Origin of the sequence: Streptomyces sp. NPDC006602, from assembly GCF_042870385.1 — a bacterium.
Taxonomy (GTDB): domain Bacteria; phylum Actinomycetota; class Actinomycetes; order Streptomycetales; family Streptomycetaceae; genus Streptomyces.
The window spans coordinates 268,953-287,503 of the sequence record NZ_JBIAHG010000004.1 but is presented as its reverse complement, the minus strand read 5'-3'; the positions used below and the strand labels follow the sequence as shown (position 1 = coordinate 287,503).

Here is an 18,551-nt window from a genome sequence, read left to right as displayed (position 1 = left end):
GTGTGTTGTGCTGTGAAGGTGCTGGAGTGTGGGCTTGACGTGGGTGCGGTCAAGCCTGATGCGTATGACCGTCTCGTGGCCGGCGGGTGGCTGAGGCCCACTTCGGTGGCGGGCTTGCTGAACCTGACCTCCAAGTTCGAGACCGCAGTGGCACGGCTGCAGGCCGCCCTGACCGCGGCCGATCCCTCGGACTCACCCGGACCCCTGTGGTGCCCTCCAGTCGTGCCACGGGAAGTCATCGAGCGGGCCGAATACGCGGAGTCGTTTCCGCAGTTGCTCGGCGCGGTCCACACGCTGGGCGGCGAGGAAGCCGTGGCCGGGGACGCCGCAAGCCCGACTGATGTGGTCCTGGCGCCGGCCTCCTGCTATGCGATCTATCCACAGGTCGCCGACTCCACCCTCGCCGAACCGGTCTTCTTCGATGTGGTCGGCCACTGTTACCGCCAGGAGGCAACCAGTGAGGTGGGCCGCTTCCGCTCTTTCCGGCAGCGTGAGTTCGTCGTCATCGCGGACGACGGGTACGCCCTGCAATGGCGCGATGAGTGGCTCGCTCGCGGTGAGGAACTGCTGACCCGCCTCGGCCTGACCATCGAAGTTCAACCGGCCAACGACCCCTTCTTCGGCCCTGTCGGCGAGTTCATGCGGGTCAGCCAGCTGCAGCAGTGCCTGAAGTTCGAGCTTGTGACCCGCGTATCCGCCGATGATCCGGGGACCGCGGTCGCCTCAGTCAACAGCCACCGGGACCATTTGGGTCACCGGTTCGGGATCCGGTTCGGCCGCGATGGTGAAGAGGAGCCAGCGCACAGTTCCTGTACTGCCTTCGGGATCGAGCGGGTCGTCTTGGCGTTGATCCACGCGCATGGCGACGACCTGGATGTCTGGCCGGACTTCGTGGAGTCACGGTGACAGTGGTAAATGCGCTGAGGTGAGCTGTTCCACTGAGGTCGGCCTACCCATGGCGCCGACCGGAGGCTTTGCTCGCCGAGGGTCCTGATCGCATCCACGCCCATCGACGGACAACAAGTTGATTTTCTACAGCCGTCGTAATCCATAGGGAAGGGTTAGTGTGCCATGTTGCCGACACTAAGCGTCGTCGTTCCGATGTTTGACGTCGAGCCATACATCTCCTCCTGCCTCGGGTCGCTACTCGACCAACAAGTCGCAGAAGTCGAGATCATCGTTGTCGATGACGGGTCCACGGATGGAAGCCACACCATCGCCGAACAGTGGGCGCACAAGGACTCTCGCATCCGCGTGCTCAAACAGCCGAACGCCGGAGTGAGTGCTGCCCGCAACGCCGGCGTTCGTGCGGCCCGAGGACGGTATCTCGCCTTCTGTGACAGTGACGACGTCGTGCCGGCCACCGGGTACGCCTCGCTCATCAAGTCGCTTGAGGACACGGGATCTGACATCGCTTCCGGAGACGTACGTCGACTGCACAGCGCCGGCGTGCGACAGCATCCCGGATACCAGGACGTGTTCGCGCACGACCGGCGCCGCACACACATCCGCCGCCACACCGCACTCGTGCGCGACCGCATGGTGTGGAACAAGGTGTTCCGACGCTCGTTCTGGGATGCGCGGGCTCTTGTGTTCACACTGCCGGAATACGAGGACGCGCCTGTGATGATACGCGCGCACATCGAGGCGTCGTCAGTCGATGTGGTGTCGGAGGTCGTCTACTTCTGGCGCATCCGCGAACGCGGTGCGCCATCGATCACACAGCGGCGCGACGAACCGGCGAATATCGCGGCCTGCATGCGGATGGTGCTCGACACGTTCGAGGTCATCACGACGCTCGCTCCGGAACTTGTCCCGCCGTACGCCGATGACATGTGCCGCGGTAACGTCCGGCAAGCGCTCCGCGCGCTGCACTTGCACAGCGACGCCACGCTGAGCGATGCGCTGTCGCCCGCGCGCTCGTTCGTCAGGAGTGTGCCCGTCGACCTTCTCAACGAGTTGCCGGCAAAAGACCGGCAACTCATGGCTCTGCTGGTCCGGGGTGATCTCACGCAGATCCGTCGCCTGGTGGAAGAACCAATTTAGCATTGCCGCATTCCCCAGGTGAAAGATTCGAAGAGGACACCGATACGACAGGCGGAGAGTCGTGCCCGAAAAAGTTGAGAACACAGCGGGGGAACGAGAAGGACGTCTGAACTGGCCCCAGGCCGACTGGTTCGCCGAACGCCCCACCGATCCTCAGGTACTCGAGCAGCACAAAAAGGCGGCCTACGAGGACAACATGTGCGCCGTGGTCGACGGAAGGGGAGCCACGGTCCCGCAGGTGCTTGAGGCTCTGACCGAGTTGGTCGACCGGCATGAAGCCCTGCGCACTCTGCTGTCGTTCGACGGGGACCTCACGGGCAGGCAGAGGGTCACTGCCGTCTCCGCCCCGGCTGTGGAGGCCGCCGTCTCGGTGAGAAGTGTCCGGACAGCCGAGGAGCTCTTCGCCCAGATCCGGCATTCGTCGTTCGAGGTGGCATCGAAGTGGCCGTTCCATGTGGTTCTCTCGACCACGGGTCGGCGGGTCCGAGAGATTGGCCTGGTGGCCGACCACAGCGCCGTCGACGGGTGGGGCATGAACGTGCTGCTGCAGGACCTGGACGGCCTCCTGCGCAGAGCGCCCCTCTCCAGCCCGGACGTCACCCAGCCGCTGGACGTCGTCCGCTGGGAGGACTCCGAGGCGGGCCAACGTCACCTCGAGCGGGCTCTCCGGTACTGGACCGAGCAGTTCGAGGAACTGCGGAAGGAGGTGGGACCACAAGGCGGCGTCGATGCTCGCTCGTCGGTCGTGCCCACTGGCTCAGACCGGTACGCCGCCTGCGTGCTGCGTTCCACGTCCATGCTCAAGGCTGCCGAGGCCGCGTCGTCCAGCCTTCAGGTGCCGGTGTCCACCGTGCTGCTGATGGCATTCGGAGCGGCACTGTGCCGCTTCACCCGCACTCCGGCGATCGGCGTGCTGACCCTGTCACACAACAGGTGGCTGGAGAGCGTCCGGTCCAGCGCGAGCAAGATGTTCCTCCAGGCTCCGGTGCGCGTGCCGGAGCCGTCACCAGAGGACCTCTCCCACGTCGCGAGGCGCACCTTCGTCCGGCACACCCAGGCCAACATGTTCGCCCACATCGACCGCGCGGAGGCCGAGGCCGTCAGGGATCAGGTGCTGCCCGGCGCGCACTCGATCCGGGTTGCCGGCGCCCTGTTCAACTTCATCGACACATCGGCGCAGTCGCTCCGCGCGGAACCGCAGGGCCCTCTCGCGTCCTCCCTCGCCCCGCGGCCTGTTCCCGAGGGGGAGATCATCTTCGAAGAGGAGCGGAGACACGGTCCGCAGCTGATGCTGTTCGCCTGGCGGGAGCCGAACAGCATCGGCCTGCGGCTCGCCTGGCGCCTGAACGGCGAACTCACCCGCCCCGGCGACCTCTTCATGCGTGATATCGGCGACGCGGTCTCGGCCCTGGCACGCGGTACGGATCCACGGGCCGAGCGTGCGGCCATCGACGCGAACCCGTCGCAGCGCGCTTACCGGTAGGCACGCCCGCGCCGGGTCCGCTGGGTGCGGATGGTGCACCAGCGTCCAGTTGATCTGGGCTGGTCGGGGCACTCGCGCCGTGGACGTGGAGTCCGCTGCCGGCACCGACGCGGCCGGCGTCGGCCAGGCCGGACGCCGATTCCCCGGCAATTCCCAGGCGTAAATTGCCGCCCTGATTCCTGTATTTACGTCGACTCCCGGTAAACACTTACCGGTGCCGCAGCAAGCGACGAAGTTAAGGCGTGAGCGTGACAGTGATATTCCATGGGTGGTGAATCGTCAATGATCAAACTGGACACCGCGGATGCTGAAGCCCAGCACACACTATGGGCATGCCAGGAAATCGAAGAAGCCCTGTGTGAGATATGGAGTGAACACCTCGGGCGGGAAGTTCTTCCATACGACGACTTCTTCGACCTCGGCGGCGACTCAGTGGCCATGATCGACGTCGTTCTGGCAGCCAGGCAGCGGGGGATACAGGTGCGGAGCTCGGTGGCGCTCCGGAACCCCGTGCCGGCGCGCCTCGCGGAGCGACTGACTGTGCACGGCGACGCACGCTCCCGATTCGGCCCACTGCAGGCGTCCCCCGAGAACACAAAGGCCTTCACCGACGCCGATTCTGGCGCATGCGGGGCGAACGAGTATCCGTCGGTGATTGTGGATGGCGGGGGTGCCGAACCGCTGTACGTCGTTCACTCAGAAGACCACGTCCAGGTGGAGCAAGAGGCCGTTGCCGCATGGGCGGGCGGTGTCCGGCCGGCAAAGGGCTTCGCTTTGCCGGAGCACCCTGTCGCGTTGGGCACGGGCATCGCGGACCTGGCGGAAGGCTTCCTGACCACCCTGCGCCGCGAACGACCCGAGGGCCCCTACCTCTTGGCCGGTTTCGGCACTGGTGCGGTCGTCGCGTTCGAGATGGCCCGGCGACTGCGGGAGAACAGTCACAGCGTGCCCGTGCTGGCGTTGATCAGACCCCGCCCGATGCGGCAGGCCGCGGAGCCGCCGCCGGTCTTCGATGAGCTCCTGCGGCAACGGCACGACGAGCTGGCCCGGCGGTTCGGCCTGACCGGCGACGAGGACTTGGCCGACATTCACACCAGAATGCGCCGGGCAGGCTGGTACGGCGACGCCCTACGTCCGGCTGCTCTTCCCCGGTTGCAGCATGCGTGGGCGCATCTGGCGATGGCCCTCGGCAGCTACACGCTCACGCACTACGCGGGGCCGGCACTCCTCGTCCTGGACCGCGAGGACATCCCCCTCGCACAGCTGTCCTGGGGCCGCTTTCTGCACGATCCCCAGAACGTCTGCGTCGATTACGGCCTGGAATCCCCCAAGGGCGTCATAGGGGATCTGGAGGTCGCCCGGACAATGCGTGAGGTGCTCTCGCCGTGATCACGAGTAGGCCGGCGGGGCAGGCGGGGACACGATGGATCGCCCGGCCCCGTCCCGTGGACGATCCGGACCTCCGGTTCATCTGCTTCCCGCACGTAGGCGCCGGCGGAGCGGCTTTCAACTCCTGGATGGATCATGTGCCGGCCAACGTCGACCTGTGTGTGGTACGGCTGCCCGGCCGGGAGAACCGCCTCGCCGAACCGCCCATTGACGACTCGCGCGCACTGTTCGACGGCCTTGAACCCGCGGTGGCCCCGCTGCTGGACGTACCCTTCGCATTGGTGGGGCACTGTTCCGGCAGCGTGCTTGCCTTCGAGCTGGCGCGCCGCCTGCACGACATGGGGAAGGCACGCCCGGCCATGATCGTGCTTTCCTCCACCGAGGCACCCGCGCACCGCAGCATCAACGACCCGCTGCATCTGCTGTCACGACAGGAGCTGATCTCGCGGGTCGTCGGTTTCGGCGGAATGCCGGCCGCCGTGCTCGAAGACCCGGATCTCATGGCTCTGTTCGAGCCCATTCTTCGGGCGGACTATCGAGTGATCGAAAGACTGCGGTATTCGGCGGGTCCTCCGCTGGACGTGCCCATCGCCGTGATCGGGGGCCGCCACGACGAATTCGTCAGCCCAAAGGCGATGGCGGCGTGGGCGGACGAGACCACCGCGGACTTCTCGCTGCACCTGCTCAATACCGGACACTACCTGCTCGCTGAAGCGGGCCAGATCATCGGTGGGATCGTACGGGGTCTGCTGGAGCGAGGACTATGACTGTCGCCGTCAGTAACGAGTTCGCCCTGCCCGCGCCGTGGCGCGCCGGCGGCGAAGCACCCCCGGTCGATCGCACGGTCGAGGTTCCGTACGCCGACCTCAACGCCGCTCTCGGCTCATACGCAGAAGACGGAGAAGATTCCGGCCGGACCGCCGCTCTCATGGCCGTCCACGCCAAGGTCCTCAGCATGCTCACTGAGGAGTCGATGTTCCTCACCGACGTCATCAGGGAGGACGGCCGGCTCGTACGTGTCCGCGTGGACCGCCCGGTCACCACCTGGCAGGAGGCGGTCGCCCAGGTTCGACAGGCTCTGGCGACGGCTTCGGCGGCGGTGGATACCGAGACCGACGAGGTCTGTTCGCCCGGCCGTGTGCTCCTCGTCGCGGATTCTTCCGCAGCCCGTGGCGTAGTCCAGACCGGGCCTCGGAGCTACGGGCTGCACGTGGGCCTGGAGCCGGGCAAGTTCGTCCTGCACACGGTCGGCGATGGGATCACAGGCACCTGCCTCACACGCCTGGCCGGTATGTACCGGCGCGTGCTCCAGGAGCTGGCATACGGGGAAGGCGACGCGAAGGCCGTCTGTCTGCCGGAGGAAGAACTCAAGTCGGTGCTGACCGACTGGGGCATCGGCCCCGCTGTCGAACGGGGACCCGACACGGCCGTCGACCTGTTTCAGGCACAAGCGGCCCGCACACCCGACGATGTTGCGGTAAGGGCGTCGGGTACGCAGCTTACTTACCGTGAACTCGATGTGCGGTCAAACCAGGTTGCCCGACACCTCATGGGTCTCGGCGCGCGACCGGACGCCCCGGTAGGTGTCTGTCTGCGACGCACGCCCGATCTGCTGCCAGTCCTCCTCGGGATCTGGAAGTCGGGCGCCGCATACCTTCCGCTCGACATCGATCTGCCCGCCGAGCGTCTCCGCGGCATGCTCGCTGCCGCCGGTTGCGAGCTGGTAGTCACCTGCGCAGAGCACCTGCCCGCACTCGAACCAGTGGACAGGACCAGGTTCGTCGTGCTGGACGAGGCCCGGAGCGCCGTCGCCGCACTGCCGGGATCGCCGCCCGGGGTTCGCGTCTCTTCAGCCGACCTCGCTTACCTCATCTTCACCTCGGGTTCCACCGGGGCGCCCAAGGGGGTAATGGTTCAGCACGGAGGACTCGCGAACTACCTGCTGTGGGCGGTGGACGAGTACGTGGCGCGCGGTACGGGCGGCTCGCCGTTCTTCTCCTCCATCTCCTTCGACCTCGGCATCCCCAGCCTCTTCGCCCCACTCCTGGCCGGACAGTGCGTACACCTCCTGCCCGACCCATTGGACACTGCGGATCTCGGTGAGCTGCTGACTGTCGGCGCACCGTACAGCTTCATCAAGCTCACACCCGGCCACCTGCACCTACTCAGCCTCGATCTGAGCCCCGAGGAGATCCACGGCCTCGCCGGGCTTGTGGTCGCGGCCGGCGACGCGTTCCCGGCCGGGCTCGCAGAGCGATGGAACAGACTCGCTGGCCCCGGCGGCACCCTGGTGGGTACGGAGTACGGGCCGACCGAGATCACGATCGGCAATTCAGGTGCTGTCATCCGAGATGGGCTCAGTACGGAGCTGGTGCCGCTCGGCGCCCCCATCCCCAACACCACGATGTACGTGCTGACGGACCGTCTGGAGCCAGTACCCATCGGGGTTCCCGGCGAAATCTGCGTAGGCGGCGCCGGAGTTACTCAGGGATACCTGGGCGATCCCGCCCTGACCGCGGACCGGTTCGTACCTGATCCTTACGGGCCCCCTGGGGCGCGCCTCTACCGCACCGGAGACCGCGGCCGCTGGTGGGCAGGGGCGCTGGAGTTCCTGGGGCGCACCGACAACCAGCTGAAGATCCGCGGCTACCGGGTCGAGCTGGGCGAAGTCAGGGAGGCGCTACGTCGGCGACACGGTGTGGGCGAGGCGGAAGTCATCGCACACCAGAGGCCGTCCGGGTCTGCCGGCCTCGCAGCATTCGTCGTCCCCTCGGCCTGCCGCCCATTGGACATCCCCACGGTGCGCCAGGCCCTTGCCCGCGAGCTCCCCGAGTTCATGGTCCCTTCGGAGATTGTCGTCGTCGACCGCATTCCGCTGACGGCCAACGGCAAGGTGGACGCTCGCGCGCTGAAGGGGATGCTGTGACTTGATCAGCCACACAATCGATCGCCGCCGCGGCGTTCGAGATGCCTCTGGCGGGCACTGGCGTACGCCGGGCGGCGGCCCGGGATATCTCACAGATAATGTCCTGCGCCGCCTCCACCCCGTGGAGCCAGCCGAGTCGGATGCGATGGCCGCCGATCAGCGGCCCGGCGGCTTCGCCCGGATCCGGATGCGCAAGGGGTCGTATCTGAAGGCGCTCGCCACCGGCCTGAGCCGTGACCTGTCCGTGGACTACGCGGGCGGCACACGCTGCGGCCGTCACCCTCGCTCTCGGCCCGACGGGCACAGCGAACACAGGCCGACCGCTCGTACCGCACCCTCGCCTCGCTGAGGACGAGGACGGGGACGGCACAATGGCCGTGCGATAGGGCGGCGAAGGTGGGGTGCCCCAGGCTTTCGGCATGGATCTGGTGCAGAACCTTGCGTCCCTCAGGAGACTGCGCGGCCTGACTCAGGAAGAACTTGCCGATCGTTCCGGAGTCAGTGTGCGCACGATCAGGAACCTCGAGCTCGGACGGGTGCACAATCCGCGCCGAGCGTCGGTCGGTCTGCTGGCGCAGGCCCTCGGTATGGAAGGAGGGGCGGGCCGGGCCGGCACGGCGGTGGACGATCACGGGCACTGGCGCGGTCCGCAGCCGCCGGCCGGCCCGCTCGTTGGCAGCAGGGTCACCCAGGAACGGTTGATGCAAGCTGTCTGGACCAACCAGCTGACCACGTTCTACGGCCCAGGAGGGGTCGGCAAGACCCAGATGGCCCTCACCGTGGCAGCGCAGCTCTGCACCTCCTTCCGGGGTGGCGTGGCGGTCGTCGAGCTTGGCGACATCCCGGCCGAGCTGGACGAGCTGGCAGGGGGCACGGCCGTAGTACTGGAACGCGTATGGCAACGGCTCGATCACCCAGAGCTGCCGCTCTCGCCCCCGTCCTCCGCATCCCAAGACCGCCCCGACACGAATCTCCTGCTGGTCCTCGACAACGCCGAGCACCTGCCATCGAGTGTCATCACCGCTGCCAGGCATCTCCTCGGGCGGTTCCCGGAGATGCACATGATCATCACTGCGCGTCGGCGGCTCACCGAGCGGCTGGGCGTCAACCACGAGATCCAACCGCTGTCGTGCGAGCCCATGTACGGTGTCGACCTGCCTGGCGCGCCCGCAGTGCAACTCGTGCTGCAGCATGTCGGTCCGGGTGACCGCGCCGCCTCCGAACTGATGCGGGACCTGCCCGGAGTTGCCGAGTTGTGCCGACGGTTGGGCGGGATGCCGCGCTACCTCGAGTTCGCCGCGGAGCGCATGCGGACGGTCCCGCTGCGGCTGCTGCTGACATCGGGTCTCGCACCTGAGCTGCTGTGTACAAGCGATCATTTCCTGCTGCCCCACCAGCGCTCCCTGGCGGCCAGCGTCGGCTGGGACTTGGGACTGCTCACCGAGGACCACCGCAGGCTGCTCGGTCGGCTCGCCCGACTGCCGGCGGCTCAGTTCTCCATCGACCTGCTGGTCATGGAGTACGAACGCCTCGGCACCAGGCAAACGACCAGCGCTCTCACCGTGCTCTCCGATCTGATGGAGACAGCGCTCGTCACCGCCGACGCCGACGGCCACACGTTCCAGATCGTGGACCACGTGAGTGCGGTCCTGACGTCGCAGAACACCTGCCCGCCGGGCGCGCGCGAAACCGGCCTCCCTCTGTCCCCGACGATCTGAGCCTGAGGGGAAGGGAGACCGGTTTCCCATACGCACGTTCAGTCCGTTGAGCTCTTTCAGCGTGGCCACGGGAGGTGTTCGACGCCTCAACTCACCGGCGCAGAGTTCAAGCAAGCTCCGCCTCAGTGAGCGCTCGGTGCGGCTCGGCCATGGCCACCGCGATCTTGCGTGGTCCGGTGAACGGCTCCCGGCCATGAGCGGTGATCATGTTGTCGATCACGAGCACATCGTGCTCGCGGTAGTCGAAACGCACCGTCGCGGCGCGATAGCAGTCCCGAACGTGTTCCATCACATCGTCGGGGATGGCGCCGCCGTCCCCGTAGTAGGTGTTCGTCGGCAGGCCGTCCTCGCCGAACATCCGCCGCAGGGAGTCCCTGATCTCGGCCGCCAGCGTCGAGACGTGGAAGAAGGCCGCGTGGTTGAACCAGACTTCCTCGCCGGTAGCCGGATGGCGGTGAAACGCGTCCCTGACGGCGACCGTACGCAGGCTGTCGCCCGGCAGCCAGCGGGCTTCGATGCCGTGCTCGTGGCAGTACGCCAGCACCTGGTCCCTGTCGTCCGTGTTGAAGACCTCCTGCCATGGCAGGCCCAACCCCCGGTGGAAGTTGCGCACCACCTGCCATCCCCGCCGGCTGAACTCCTCGCGTACCGAGTCATCCAACCGGGCGAGTACCTCCCGTGTGCTTGCGATGGTCGTGGCGCCGAGCGTCGTCGGCGGCCGCACACAGTAGAAGTACAGCGTCATCGGCCAGCTTTGCTGGTACGAGTTCTCGTTGTGGAGAAAGATCTCCTCACTCTGCGGATAGTCGGTCGAGGTGTACACCCGACCCTGAATCGTGCTGCGTGGCGATGAGCGTTCCGCGTAGGCCAGCGGTTCCCCGGACAGCTCGCGCACCACCCCGTCGAACCCCTCCACTCCGGCCACGGAGAAGCCGCGCAGGAGCAGCGCCCCGTTCGTGGTGAGCGCCGTCCGCAGGGCGTCCCGGTGCTCCCGCACGTACGCGATGACATCTTTCGCCTCACCCTGCGCTTCGCGGATCAGTGGAAGTTGGGCAGTGCGTGTCATTTCCGGCCCTCCTCAGTTCCGTTGTCGGACTGCTGGTGCGCCGCGGTCCGCAGGGCGACTATTTCCTCCCATAGTGTCTTCGGGGTCCAAAACGTGTCGAAGACCATCAGCAGCTCGTCGGGGATGACGATGTCGTAGGCCCGTTCCAGGCCCACGAGCAGGCGCACGAAGGCGAGGGAGTCGAGACCGATGTCGGCCAGGGCCAGGTGCGGGGCCACCTCGATGTTCCCGGCCACCTCGCCGAGCACCGTCTGCAGCAGTTCCTCGTACTGGTCGTCCCAGGGCTTCTCCGCTCCGGCCGACTCGCTTTCCGTTGTCGGCGGATCCGGGAGTGCGTCGACGTCGAGCGAACCATCGCCGGTCAGCGGCCAGTCGCTGATATCCACCAGAGCGGCCGGCACCAGGTGCCGCGGCAGGCCCTCGGCGAGGAATCGGGTCAGCTCCGCCACCTCGGCCTGACTGCCTGGGACGGCTTGGACGTATGCGATCAACCGCGGCCTGCCCTCGGCCACGGTAGGCCGAGCCAGTACCTGACTGTCCAGCACCGCGGGGTGAGTATTGAGCAGTTCGCGCGTGCGGTACGACTCGATGGGCTGCCTGTTGCCTCCGCACAGGGTCTCGCGCGGGCCGAGGTGTTCCACAGTTCCGTCCGCGGCGAACCTCGCCAGGTGCCCGGTGCGCAACAACCGTTCCCCGCAGGTCCCCAGGGGGTCCGGGACGAAGCTCTCCACCGTTCTCGCGGGGTCCTGGTGGAAGCCGTCGGGCAGGCCCACTCCGCCCACGCACAACTCGCCGACAACCTGGGCGGGCACCGGGCGAAGTGAGGAGTCGAGTATCCGGACCACCCTGCCGGGCGTCGGCCGGCCGGCCAGGGTGGCCCAGCCGGGCAGCGCCTCAGTGCGCCACCCCTCGACCGCCTGTGTGCCGGTGGAGGTCGTGGGGACCAGCAGCTCACCCAACTGCCAACCGACCGTCGAGGCCGGCGACAGCAGCCAGGAAGCCCCCCGCACAGTGCCCCCGCCAGCGGTCTCGAGCGCGCGGTGAAGGCTTTCCACGGTCTCGGCGAGCGAGGTATGCGACACCACGGCACCGGACGCGCCGGCGCCCCACCCACCCGGCAGTACGCAGGCGCCGTCCGCGACCGCGCCGGTCGGTGCCACCACCGCGGTCACGCCCGGGCCGGCTCGCAGCGTGCGCGCCTGCGGCGCAGGCGTGGCCGGGTCGAGCGGCGTCCACGCGGCACCTGCCCGCCACACGGCGAGCAGCGCCGCCAGCGTGCCGATGTCGCACCCCGGCTGTACCGCGACCACGTCCTGGGGCCCCACCCCGGCTCCCGTCAGCTGACGGGCCATTTCCGCCGCCCAGCCATCGAGCTGCGCGTAGGTCACGAATTGCCGGCTCCGACTTGGCGCCACCGCGTCGGGTCGGTCGCGAACCTGGGCGGCGAACCACTCTGGGACCGGTACCGGTTCGCTCAGCGGTGACGGTCCCTGGCCCATGGACAGGAGCCAGTCCCGCTCCCGTTGCGGAAGGCAGGACGACCACGCGTCGCCGTCCGGCCCCTGGCACATGCTCCGCAGCACCGACCGGTACAGCTCCCCGAGTCTGGTCGCGGCCTCCCGGCTCAGCTGGTGTGAGGTGGTGTTGAACTTCAGCACGCCCGCGACGCTGAAGACGTGCAGGGCAAACTCGTTCTCGTTGTCGTTCAGTGTCTGGTCGTAGTCGATCAGCTCCTGGTCGACCTGGTGGAAGTCCGTGTAGTTGTAGTAGACGTCCAGCAGCCGGTCGCCCTGCCCGAATTCCTGCTGGATCGCGCGCATCGGGAAGGTGCGGTGGGGCCAAAGGTCGGTCAGCGCGCCGTAGACGGCCGTGACCAGGGCTCCCCAAGTGCGGGCCTTCGTGGGCATCGCGAAGGGAAGCGTGTTCAGGTACATCCCTGGGACCTGCTCTGCCCCCGCGACCTCCGGTCGGGCGTCGCAGACCAGTCCGGAGACGAACGAGTCGGAGCCGACCACCGTGCTCATGACCTTCATGTGGGCCGCAAGCAGGACCGCCTTCAGGGAGGTGCGGGTCTTCGTGGCGAGTGCGCGCAGGTCATCCTCGAGGTCGCGGATGGAGACGGTGTGCTGGTAGCGCTCCCGAGGGGCGTCTCTGTCGCCTCGCCAGGCTGAGGGCAGCACGATGCCGGTCCGCCCCTCGATCACCTGCTTCCAGTACGCCCGGTTCTCGTCACTCCTCAGGGAGGCGCCTTCGGCCGCGATGTAGTCGACGTACCGGAAGGAGACGGAGGCGGGCTCAGCGGGGCGTCGGCCCGCGCGCAGCTCCTGGTAGCAATCGAGGATTTCCATCAGCAGTCCGTGGAAGCTCCACCCTTCGAGGATCGGGTGGAACTCAGTGATCGACAGCCACCACTCCCGGGTTCCGTCCGCGGTGTGCGCGTGCACGCGGATCAGCGGGGCACGTGTCATGTCGATGAGCGCACGCCGCTCCTCTGCCGCAAACACCTCAAGTCGTGGCCGCCAGCCGGCCGGCCCCAGTTCGCCGTGGTGCGTGAACCCGACCGTAATAGCCGCGTGCTCGTGCACGAGCTGCAGTGGCACCGAGTAGCTCGTCAGATCGAAGGTGGTGCGCAGTACCTCATGGCGATCCACCACGATCTGGGCCGCCTGCCGCAGTGCCGCCTGGTTGACCTCCTCGCCGTCGCGGATCAGGAACGACGTCGAGTCCTGGTAAGGGTTGATCTCTGGCAGCGCGCGCATCTCGACTATCATCCCGAGCTGCAGCATGGCCAGCGGATACGCGTCCACCACTCCTCGCGGCAGCGCGGATCGGTCCTCCGCGCTCACCAGCGAGAACGGCGGGGTGGGCGTGTTGGTGGGCGGCGGGGATCCCGTCCCGCTCGCCGCGAGGAGGCCCGCCAGCGCCTCGATCGTCTGGTTCGCGAAGATGCCCGCCGCAGAGACCGGCAGTGCATCCTCTTTCAACCGCCCGGCGAGCGCCACCGCCCGCAGCGAGTCACCGCCCACGTCGAAGAAGTTCGCCCGGACATCGGCGTCGTCAAGCCTCAGAACCTCGCACCAGATCCGCTTGATCCGGGCGATCAGCTCAGTGGGTGCCTCGCCGACAGAGGTCGGCGAGGCGGCCTCCTCGGCTCCGGGTGCTGACGGCTCCGGCCGCTGCCTGCGCGAGCCGAGAACGCGTGACAGGGGTTCGCCCGGCTGGAGAACCACCGCATCGAGCAGGCTTTCGTAACCCGTGGCCCACTCCGCCGCGGTCTCCTGGTCGATCAGTGCGGTGGCGAACTCCAGGGTCGCGGACAGGGGTCCGGCGGATGTGTCCTCGATATGGAGGGTCAGGTCGAACTTCGCGGCTGGGACTGCGTCGAGGTCCAGGTGCTCCACTTGCGCGCCGGCCAACTGGAAGGCTCCGACATCGGGTTGGTTGACGTCGAACCCAACCCTGCACAGGGAGCCGGCGTCTGCGCCGCGGACAGGACTTGCTTCCTCCACTACCCACGTGAACGGAGCAGCCCGGTGGTCCAGGGCGTCGAGGTAGCAGTCCCTGACACGGGCGAGCAGGGTCGCGAAGGTGTCGTCCTCGGCATGCCTGGACCGCAGGGCCACGGTGTTCACCAGATAGCCGACGACGTCGTCCAGAGCGGGCACTGTACGGGCGGAGACCGGCATCCCCACCGTCACGTCGTCACTTCCGGTGATGTGTGAGAGCAGCGCCGTGTAGGCCGTGAGCAGGACGATGGAGGGCGAGGACCGGTGCGCCCCTGCGAGCGCGCGGATACGGTCGGCCGTCTCCGGCTCGACCGAGACCTTCACCAGTCCGCACCGCGAGTCGGGCCGGGCCGGCCGGGGCCTGTCCGTGGGTAGGGCCAGCTCCCGCAGGCCGCTGAGCGTGCCCCGCCAGTAGTCGAGATGCGGGCGCAGAGTGCCGTCTGCCCTGCTCGCCTCCTGCCACGCTGCGAAGTCTGCGTACTGCGTCCGTACGTCCGGCAGCTCGGGCTGCCGCCCCTGGACGTACGCGCTGTACAACTCGTTGACCTCCGCCGCGATCCGCAGATAGGACGTGGCGTCGCAGGCGATGTGGTGGATGCTGATCACCACCAGGTGGTGATCAACGTCGGCTTTGATGTGTGTGACGCGGACCGGGTGCTCCATGGCGAGGTCGAAGCCTCTGCGCCGTTCGCTCTGAGCCGTGCGCAAGGCGCGCTCGTGCAGGCCGTCGGCCGGCCGGTCGGCCAGGTCGACGGTGCGGAGCTCGAATCGGCGCGGCGGATCGACGAGTCGCTGTGGATGGCTTCCGCTCTGCACGTAGCGCGTGCGCAGGATCTCGTGCCGTTTGACGACCTGCTCCCAGGACGTGCGCAGGGCCTCGGTGTCCAGCTCGCCGTGCACGCGCAGTACCCAGGTCATCAGGTAGGCGGGGCTGTCCGGGTCGTACTGCTGAAGAAACCACATCTGCTGCTGACCGGCGGACAGTCCGGCGCGTTGCGTACTCTCGCCGGCGAGGCCGGCGGGCAGAACTGTTGCCATCAGGCCCTTTCCCTTCCTGGAACGTCGCTGTGCGGCTGAGGATCGGCGGACTCGGGCGGTACGGCCTCTTCGACCGCCCGGGCGATCCCGGCCGCCGTCGGACTGTCGAAGAACGCGCGCATGGGTACGACGACCCCGAACTCCTGCTGGACGTTCCACAACAGGCGGGCGGCTTTCAGAGAGTTGCCCCCTCTGTCCAGGATGTTGTCCTCGAAACCAACGTGTGCCTGCTCGAGCAGGTCGCGGACGAACTGCAGGATCGTCTCCTCGTGTGGCTTCAGCACCGGGGCGGCAGGGCTGATCGGGCGACCCGCGTCGGCTCCCACCGGGACATCCGGGTCGGCGGCGGCGAGGGTGGCGAGGGCGCGGAACTCTTCCGCCAGATCCGCCGCGATGGCGTCGCTGAACAGCGCCGTCGCGTACTCCAGGACACCGCCGTACCGCCCGCCCTCATGCGACCAGAGGTGCAGGGTCAGGTCGGTGCGGGCTGTCGCCCATGCGTGCTCCAGGAGTTCGAGGTCTCGCTCCCTGGCGGTGGAATCCGCCGAGTCGCCGCCGGCCATGAAGAACATGGTTTGGGCTACCGGGGTGCGCGACAGGTCCCGGTCCGGCGCCGCGGCCTCCACGACGGCCTCGAAGGGAACGGCGTGGTGAGCGAAGGCCTCCTTGCACGCCTGGCCGACCCTGGTGAACGCTTCGACGAAGGTCATGTCCGGTCGGATTCGCGAGCGGACCACAACGACGTTGATGAACAGTCCTACCAGGCCGTGCAGTTCCGGCCTCGATCGGCCGGCGTGCGGGGTACCGACACCGAAGTCCCACCGCCCTCCGGCCCGGGCGAGCAGCACGTTCCAAAGGGTGAGGAAGGTGACGAAGGGAGTGGCTCCCACCCTGCGGCCGGTGTCCAGCAGTGGCTCGACCACGTTCTTCGGGAGGTCGAACCTGACGGCGGCTCCCTGGATGCTGCGTTCGGCACCGCGTACGCGTGCGTCTGGCAGGTTCAGGTCCGGCAGCTCCGCGAGGGCTGTCCGCCAGTAGTTCAGCTCGTCGGCCGCCTTTTCGTCGGTGAACTGCGATCGCTGCCAGGCGACCGCGTCCACGTAGCGCATGGGGAGGTCCGCCAGCTCGGCCGGGCGGCGCTCGTCGATCGCCGCCACCAGTTCGTTGATCTCCCGCTCCAGGAGCGTGGCGGACCATCCGTCGCAGATGATGTGGTGGCACACGAGCAGCAGCAGCTGTTCGGGGCCACCGTCACGCAGCAGGGCGGCGCGCCACACCGGTGCGGCGCTCAAGTCGAAGCTGTGCCCGAGCTCCTCGGCGACCAGATCGCGCAGTCCATCGGGGGTGGAAACGGCAGTGCGCAGCGGAACGCGCACGGTGGGCGAGACAACCGCGGACAGCCCTTCGGAGTCCATGATGTAACGGGTGCGTAGTACCTCGTGCCGTTCGGTGAGGCGGTGCAGTGCCTGCTTCACCGTCCGCTCGTGGATGCGCGCGGGCAGCCAAACGAGAACGGGTAGGACGTACTCCCGACTGCTCGGGTTCATCCGGTCCAGGACCCAGAAGCGTTCTTGGCCAGGTGACAGGGGAAGACGGGCGCCGGGCGGCAACAGGTCGATCTCCTTGGCCCGCACCGCCTTGGCGAGTAGCCGGGCCTGGTCGCGGGCCGTCGTGGCGAGATGCAGGTCGCGGAAGTCGAGTTCGACTCCGTGCGAACCGGCCAGGCTGTGCGCCAGCCGGATCAGCATCAGGGAGTGCCCGCCCAGGCGAAAGAAGTCGTCGTCCAGGTGGGCGTCCTCAATGTCCAGCAGCTCGCGCCAGGCCGCCAGCACTGAGGCCTCCTCCGTGGTCAGCGAGGCTGCGGGCTCTCGTTGGCTGCTCCGCTGTGTCCAGTCGGGCTCGGGAAGCCGTGAGCGGTCGATCTTGCCACTCGTGGTCCAGGGAAGGGCGTCCACCTTCATCACCACTGCCGGGACCATGGCGGGCGGCAGGCGGTCACGCAGGTACGCGGTGACATCGGCGGCTTCGGCATCGCCGCGGGCGACGACGCAGGCCGCCAGGCGCCGTATGCCGTGGGGGTCCTCCACCGTCCGTACAGCGGCCGCGGTTACCTCGGGGTGGGTTTGAAGGACGGCCTCGATCTCCACCGGTTCGATCCGTACACCATTGATCTTCACCTGAGTGTCGGCCCGCCGTACGAACTCCACGCCGCCTCGCGGGTGGTCACGCACCAGGTCTCCGGTACGGAACATCCGTGCGCCGGGCGGGCCTGACGGGTCCGGTAGGAAGCGTTCGGCCGTGAGCACCGGATCGCCGTGGTAGCCGCGACCCACGCACGCTCCGCGGGCGTAGATCTCCTGGACGGGAGCGTCTGCGGCACTCTCATCCGTGTGCGCAACGAGCTGACATCCCGCGTGGTCGATGGGGTGCCCGATCGGTACGGCCCCGGACTGCTGGCCGGGATCGAACTGCGCGGCCATGAAGTCGACGGAGCATTCGGTGGGGCCGTAGGTGTTCCAGATCTCGACGTCGAGCTCCCGCAGGATTCGCTGACAGAGCTCTGCCTGCAGCGGCTCGCCGCCAGAGCACACCAGGCGCAGGCTGTCGCACGAAGCCAGGTCCGCCTCGGCCGCCAGCATCCGCAGCATGGTCGGTACCACCTGGACCACGGTGGCCCGCCGCTCGCGGATCGAGCGGACCAGTTCGGCAGGGTCTCGGCCGGCGTCGGGATGGCCGAACGTCACCGGAGCGCCGCAGATCAAAGGAGCGAAGATCTCCCAGCCCGCGGGATCGAACGTCAGCGGCGTCTTCTGCAGGACGCGGTCGGCTGCGGTGAGTTCCAGGGCGCTGACACCCCAGCGCACCCGGTTCGCGATGCCTTCGTGCTCGATGACCACCCCCTTGGGCGCACCCGTGGAGCCCGAGGTGAAGATCATGTACGCCGCCTGACGGGGATGTGTCAGCCGGCTCGGCGCCCATGTGGGGTTCCCGGATTCCCGCAGTTCGCCGATGTCCACGAAGGTCGCGCCGACGTCCGGGGCGGGCTGCGTCGCCGGGTGATCCCCTCCCCGGACGACCAGTCCCGCACCCGACGAGCGCAATACTCGGTGGAGGCGCTCCGGCGGATCCAGTGGATCCAGCGGCAGGTAGCAGCCGCCGGCCAGCCAGATGCCCAGCAGTGAGGCAACCATGTCGGGGCCCGGCGCCAACACGACGCCGACCACAGACTCGTTCCCGACACCGAGTTCGCTTAGCGAACCGGCGATTCGGCGAGCCGACCGCTCCAGTTCCCGATATGTCAGAACACCGCATCCGGAAAGTACAGCGGGAGCGTCGGGAAACTCGTCCGACCGCTCTAGAAACAGCTCAGGAAGCATTG

At 67.8% G+C, this 18,551-nt stretch carries 11 protein-coding genes; 8 read left to right on the top strand and 3 right to left on the bottom strand.

Going from position 1 to position 18,551, the window contains the following annotated elements; genetic code table 11:
* Nucleotides 1–12 precede the first annotated feature (12 nt).
* The 8 genes from ACFYO2_RS13575 (at nucleotide 13) to ACFYO2_RS13540 (ending at nucleotide 9,562) form a co-directional block, all read left to right on the top strand.
* Nucleotides 13–906: an aminoacyl--tRNA ligase-related protein gene (locus ACFYO2_RS13575; RefSeq protein WP_388348057.1), complete on the top strand. Its 894-nt coding sequence runs from the start codon at nucleotides 13–15 to the stop codon at nucleotides 904–906.
* Nucleotides 907–1,071: 165 nt separating this feature from the next.
* A complete protein-coding gene (locus ACFYO2_RS13570; protein WP_388348055.1) occupies nucleotides 1,072–2,046 on the top strand; it encodes a glycosyltransferase family 2 protein in 975 nt (324 codons plus the stop codon).
* A 61-nt stretch (nucleotides 2,047–2,107) separates the two neighbouring features.
* The gene (locus tag ACFYO2_RS13565) at nucleotides 2,108–3,529 is read left to right on the top strand and encodes a condensation domain-containing protein (RefSeq protein WP_388348053.1); all 1,422 of its coding nucleotides are present in this window, start codon (nucleotides 2,108–2,110) and stop codon (nucleotides 3,527–3,529) included.
* Nucleotides 3,530–3,811: 282 nt separating this feature from the next.
* Entirely contained in the window at nucleotides 3,812–4,918 is a 1,107-nt protein-coding gene (locus tag ACFYO2_RS13560; protein ID WP_388348051.1) for a thioesterase domain-containing protein, read from the top strand.
* Between the two features lie 56 nt (nucleotides 4,919–4,974).
* Nucleotides 4,975–5,685 carry a thioesterase II family protein gene (locus ACFYO2_RS13555; protein WP_388348049.1) on the top strand — a complete coding sequence of 237 codons (711 nt, stop codon included), beginning with the start codon at nucleotides 4,975–4,977 and terminating at the stop codon, nucleotides 5,683–5,685.
* 257 nt (nucleotides 5,686–5,942) lie between these two features.
* Nucleotides 5,943–7,844, top strand: a complete 1,902-nt coding sequence (locus ACFYO2_RS13550; RefSeq protein WP_388348047.1) for an amino acid adenylation domain-containing protein — start codon at nucleotides 5,943–5,945, stop codon at nucleotides 7,842–7,844.
* 121 nt (nucleotides 7,845–7,965) lie between these two features.
* The gene (locus ACFYO2_RS13545) at nucleotides 7,966–8,193 is read left to right on the top strand and encodes a hypothetical protein (RefSeq protein WP_388348045.1); all 228 of its coding nucleotides are present in this window, start codon (nucleotides 7,966–7,968) and stop codon (nucleotides 8,191–8,193) included.
* 70 nt (nucleotides 8,194–8,263) lie between these two features.
* Nucleotides 8,264–9,562 carry a helix-turn-helix domain-containing protein gene (locus ACFYO2_RS13540; RefSeq protein WP_388348043.1) on the top strand — a complete coding sequence of 433 codons (1,299 nt, stop codon included), beginning with the start codon at nucleotides 8,264–8,266 and terminating at the stop codon, nucleotides 9,560–9,562.
* Between the two features lie 106 nt (nucleotides 9,563–9,668).
* On the opposite strand, the gene ACFYO2_RS13535 is transcribed toward ACFYO2_RS13540, so the two are convergent.
* The 3 genes from ACFYO2_RS13535 to ACFYO2_RS13525 are packed head-to-tail and all read right to left on the bottom strand — an operon-like array spanning nucleotide 9,669 to nucleotide 18,549.
* Complete coding sequence (locus tag ACFYO2_RS13535) at nucleotides 9,669–10,628, bottom strand: TauD/TfdA family dioxygenase (RefSeq protein ID WP_388348041.1); 960 nt, start codon at nucleotides 10,626–10,628, stop codon at nucleotides 9,669–9,671.
* Nucleotides 10,625–15,172, bottom strand: coding sequence for a condensation domain-containing protein (locus tag ACFYO2_RS13530; RefSeq protein ID WP_388348039.1), 4,548 nt, complete (start codon nucleotides 15,170–15,172; stop codon nucleotides 10,625–10,627). Before ACFYO2_RS13530 ends, ACFYO2_RS13535 begins: the two co-directional genes overlap by 4 nt.
* Nucleotides 15,172–18,549 carry an amino acid adenylation domain-containing protein gene (locus ACFYO2_RS13525; protein ID WP_388348037.1) on the bottom strand — a complete coding sequence of 1,126 codons (3,378 nt, stop codon included), beginning with the start codon at nucleotides 18,547–18,549 and terminating at the stop codon, nucleotides 15,172–15,174. Before ACFYO2_RS13525 ends, ACFYO2_RS13530 begins: the two co-directional genes overlap by 1 nt.
* Nucleotides 18,550–18,551: the final 2 nt, after the last annotated feature.

What these genes read in the sequence shown, in the direction of transcription:
- ACFYO2_RS13530 (WP_388348039.1), bottom strand. Translation starts at nt 15,172, where the DNA reads ATGGCAACAGTTCTGCCCGCCGGCCTCGCCGGCGAGAGTACGCAACGC.
- ACFYO2_RS13535 (WP_388348041.1), bottom strand. Translation starts at nt 10,628, where the DNA reads ATGACACGCACTGCCCAACTTCCACTGATCCGCGAAGCGCAGGGTGAG.
- ACFYO2_RS13540 (WP_388348043.1), top strand. Translation starts at nt 8,264, where the DNA reads ATGGATCTGGTGCAGAACCTTGCGTCCCTCAGGAGACTGCGCGGCCTG.
- ACFYO2_RS13560 (WP_388348051.1), top strand. Translation starts at nt 3,812, where the DNA reads ATGATCAAACTGGACACCGCGGATGCTGAAGCCCAGCACACACTATGG.
- ACFYO2_RS13570 (WP_388348055.1), top strand. Translation starts at nt 1,072, where the DNA reads ATGTTGCCGACACTAAGCGTCGTCGTTCCGATGTTTGACGTCGAGCCA.
- ACFYO2_RS13525 (WP_388348037.1), bottom strand. Translation starts at nt 18,549, where the DNA reads ATGCTTCCTGAGCTGTTTCTAGAGCGGTCGGACGAGTTTCCCGACGCT.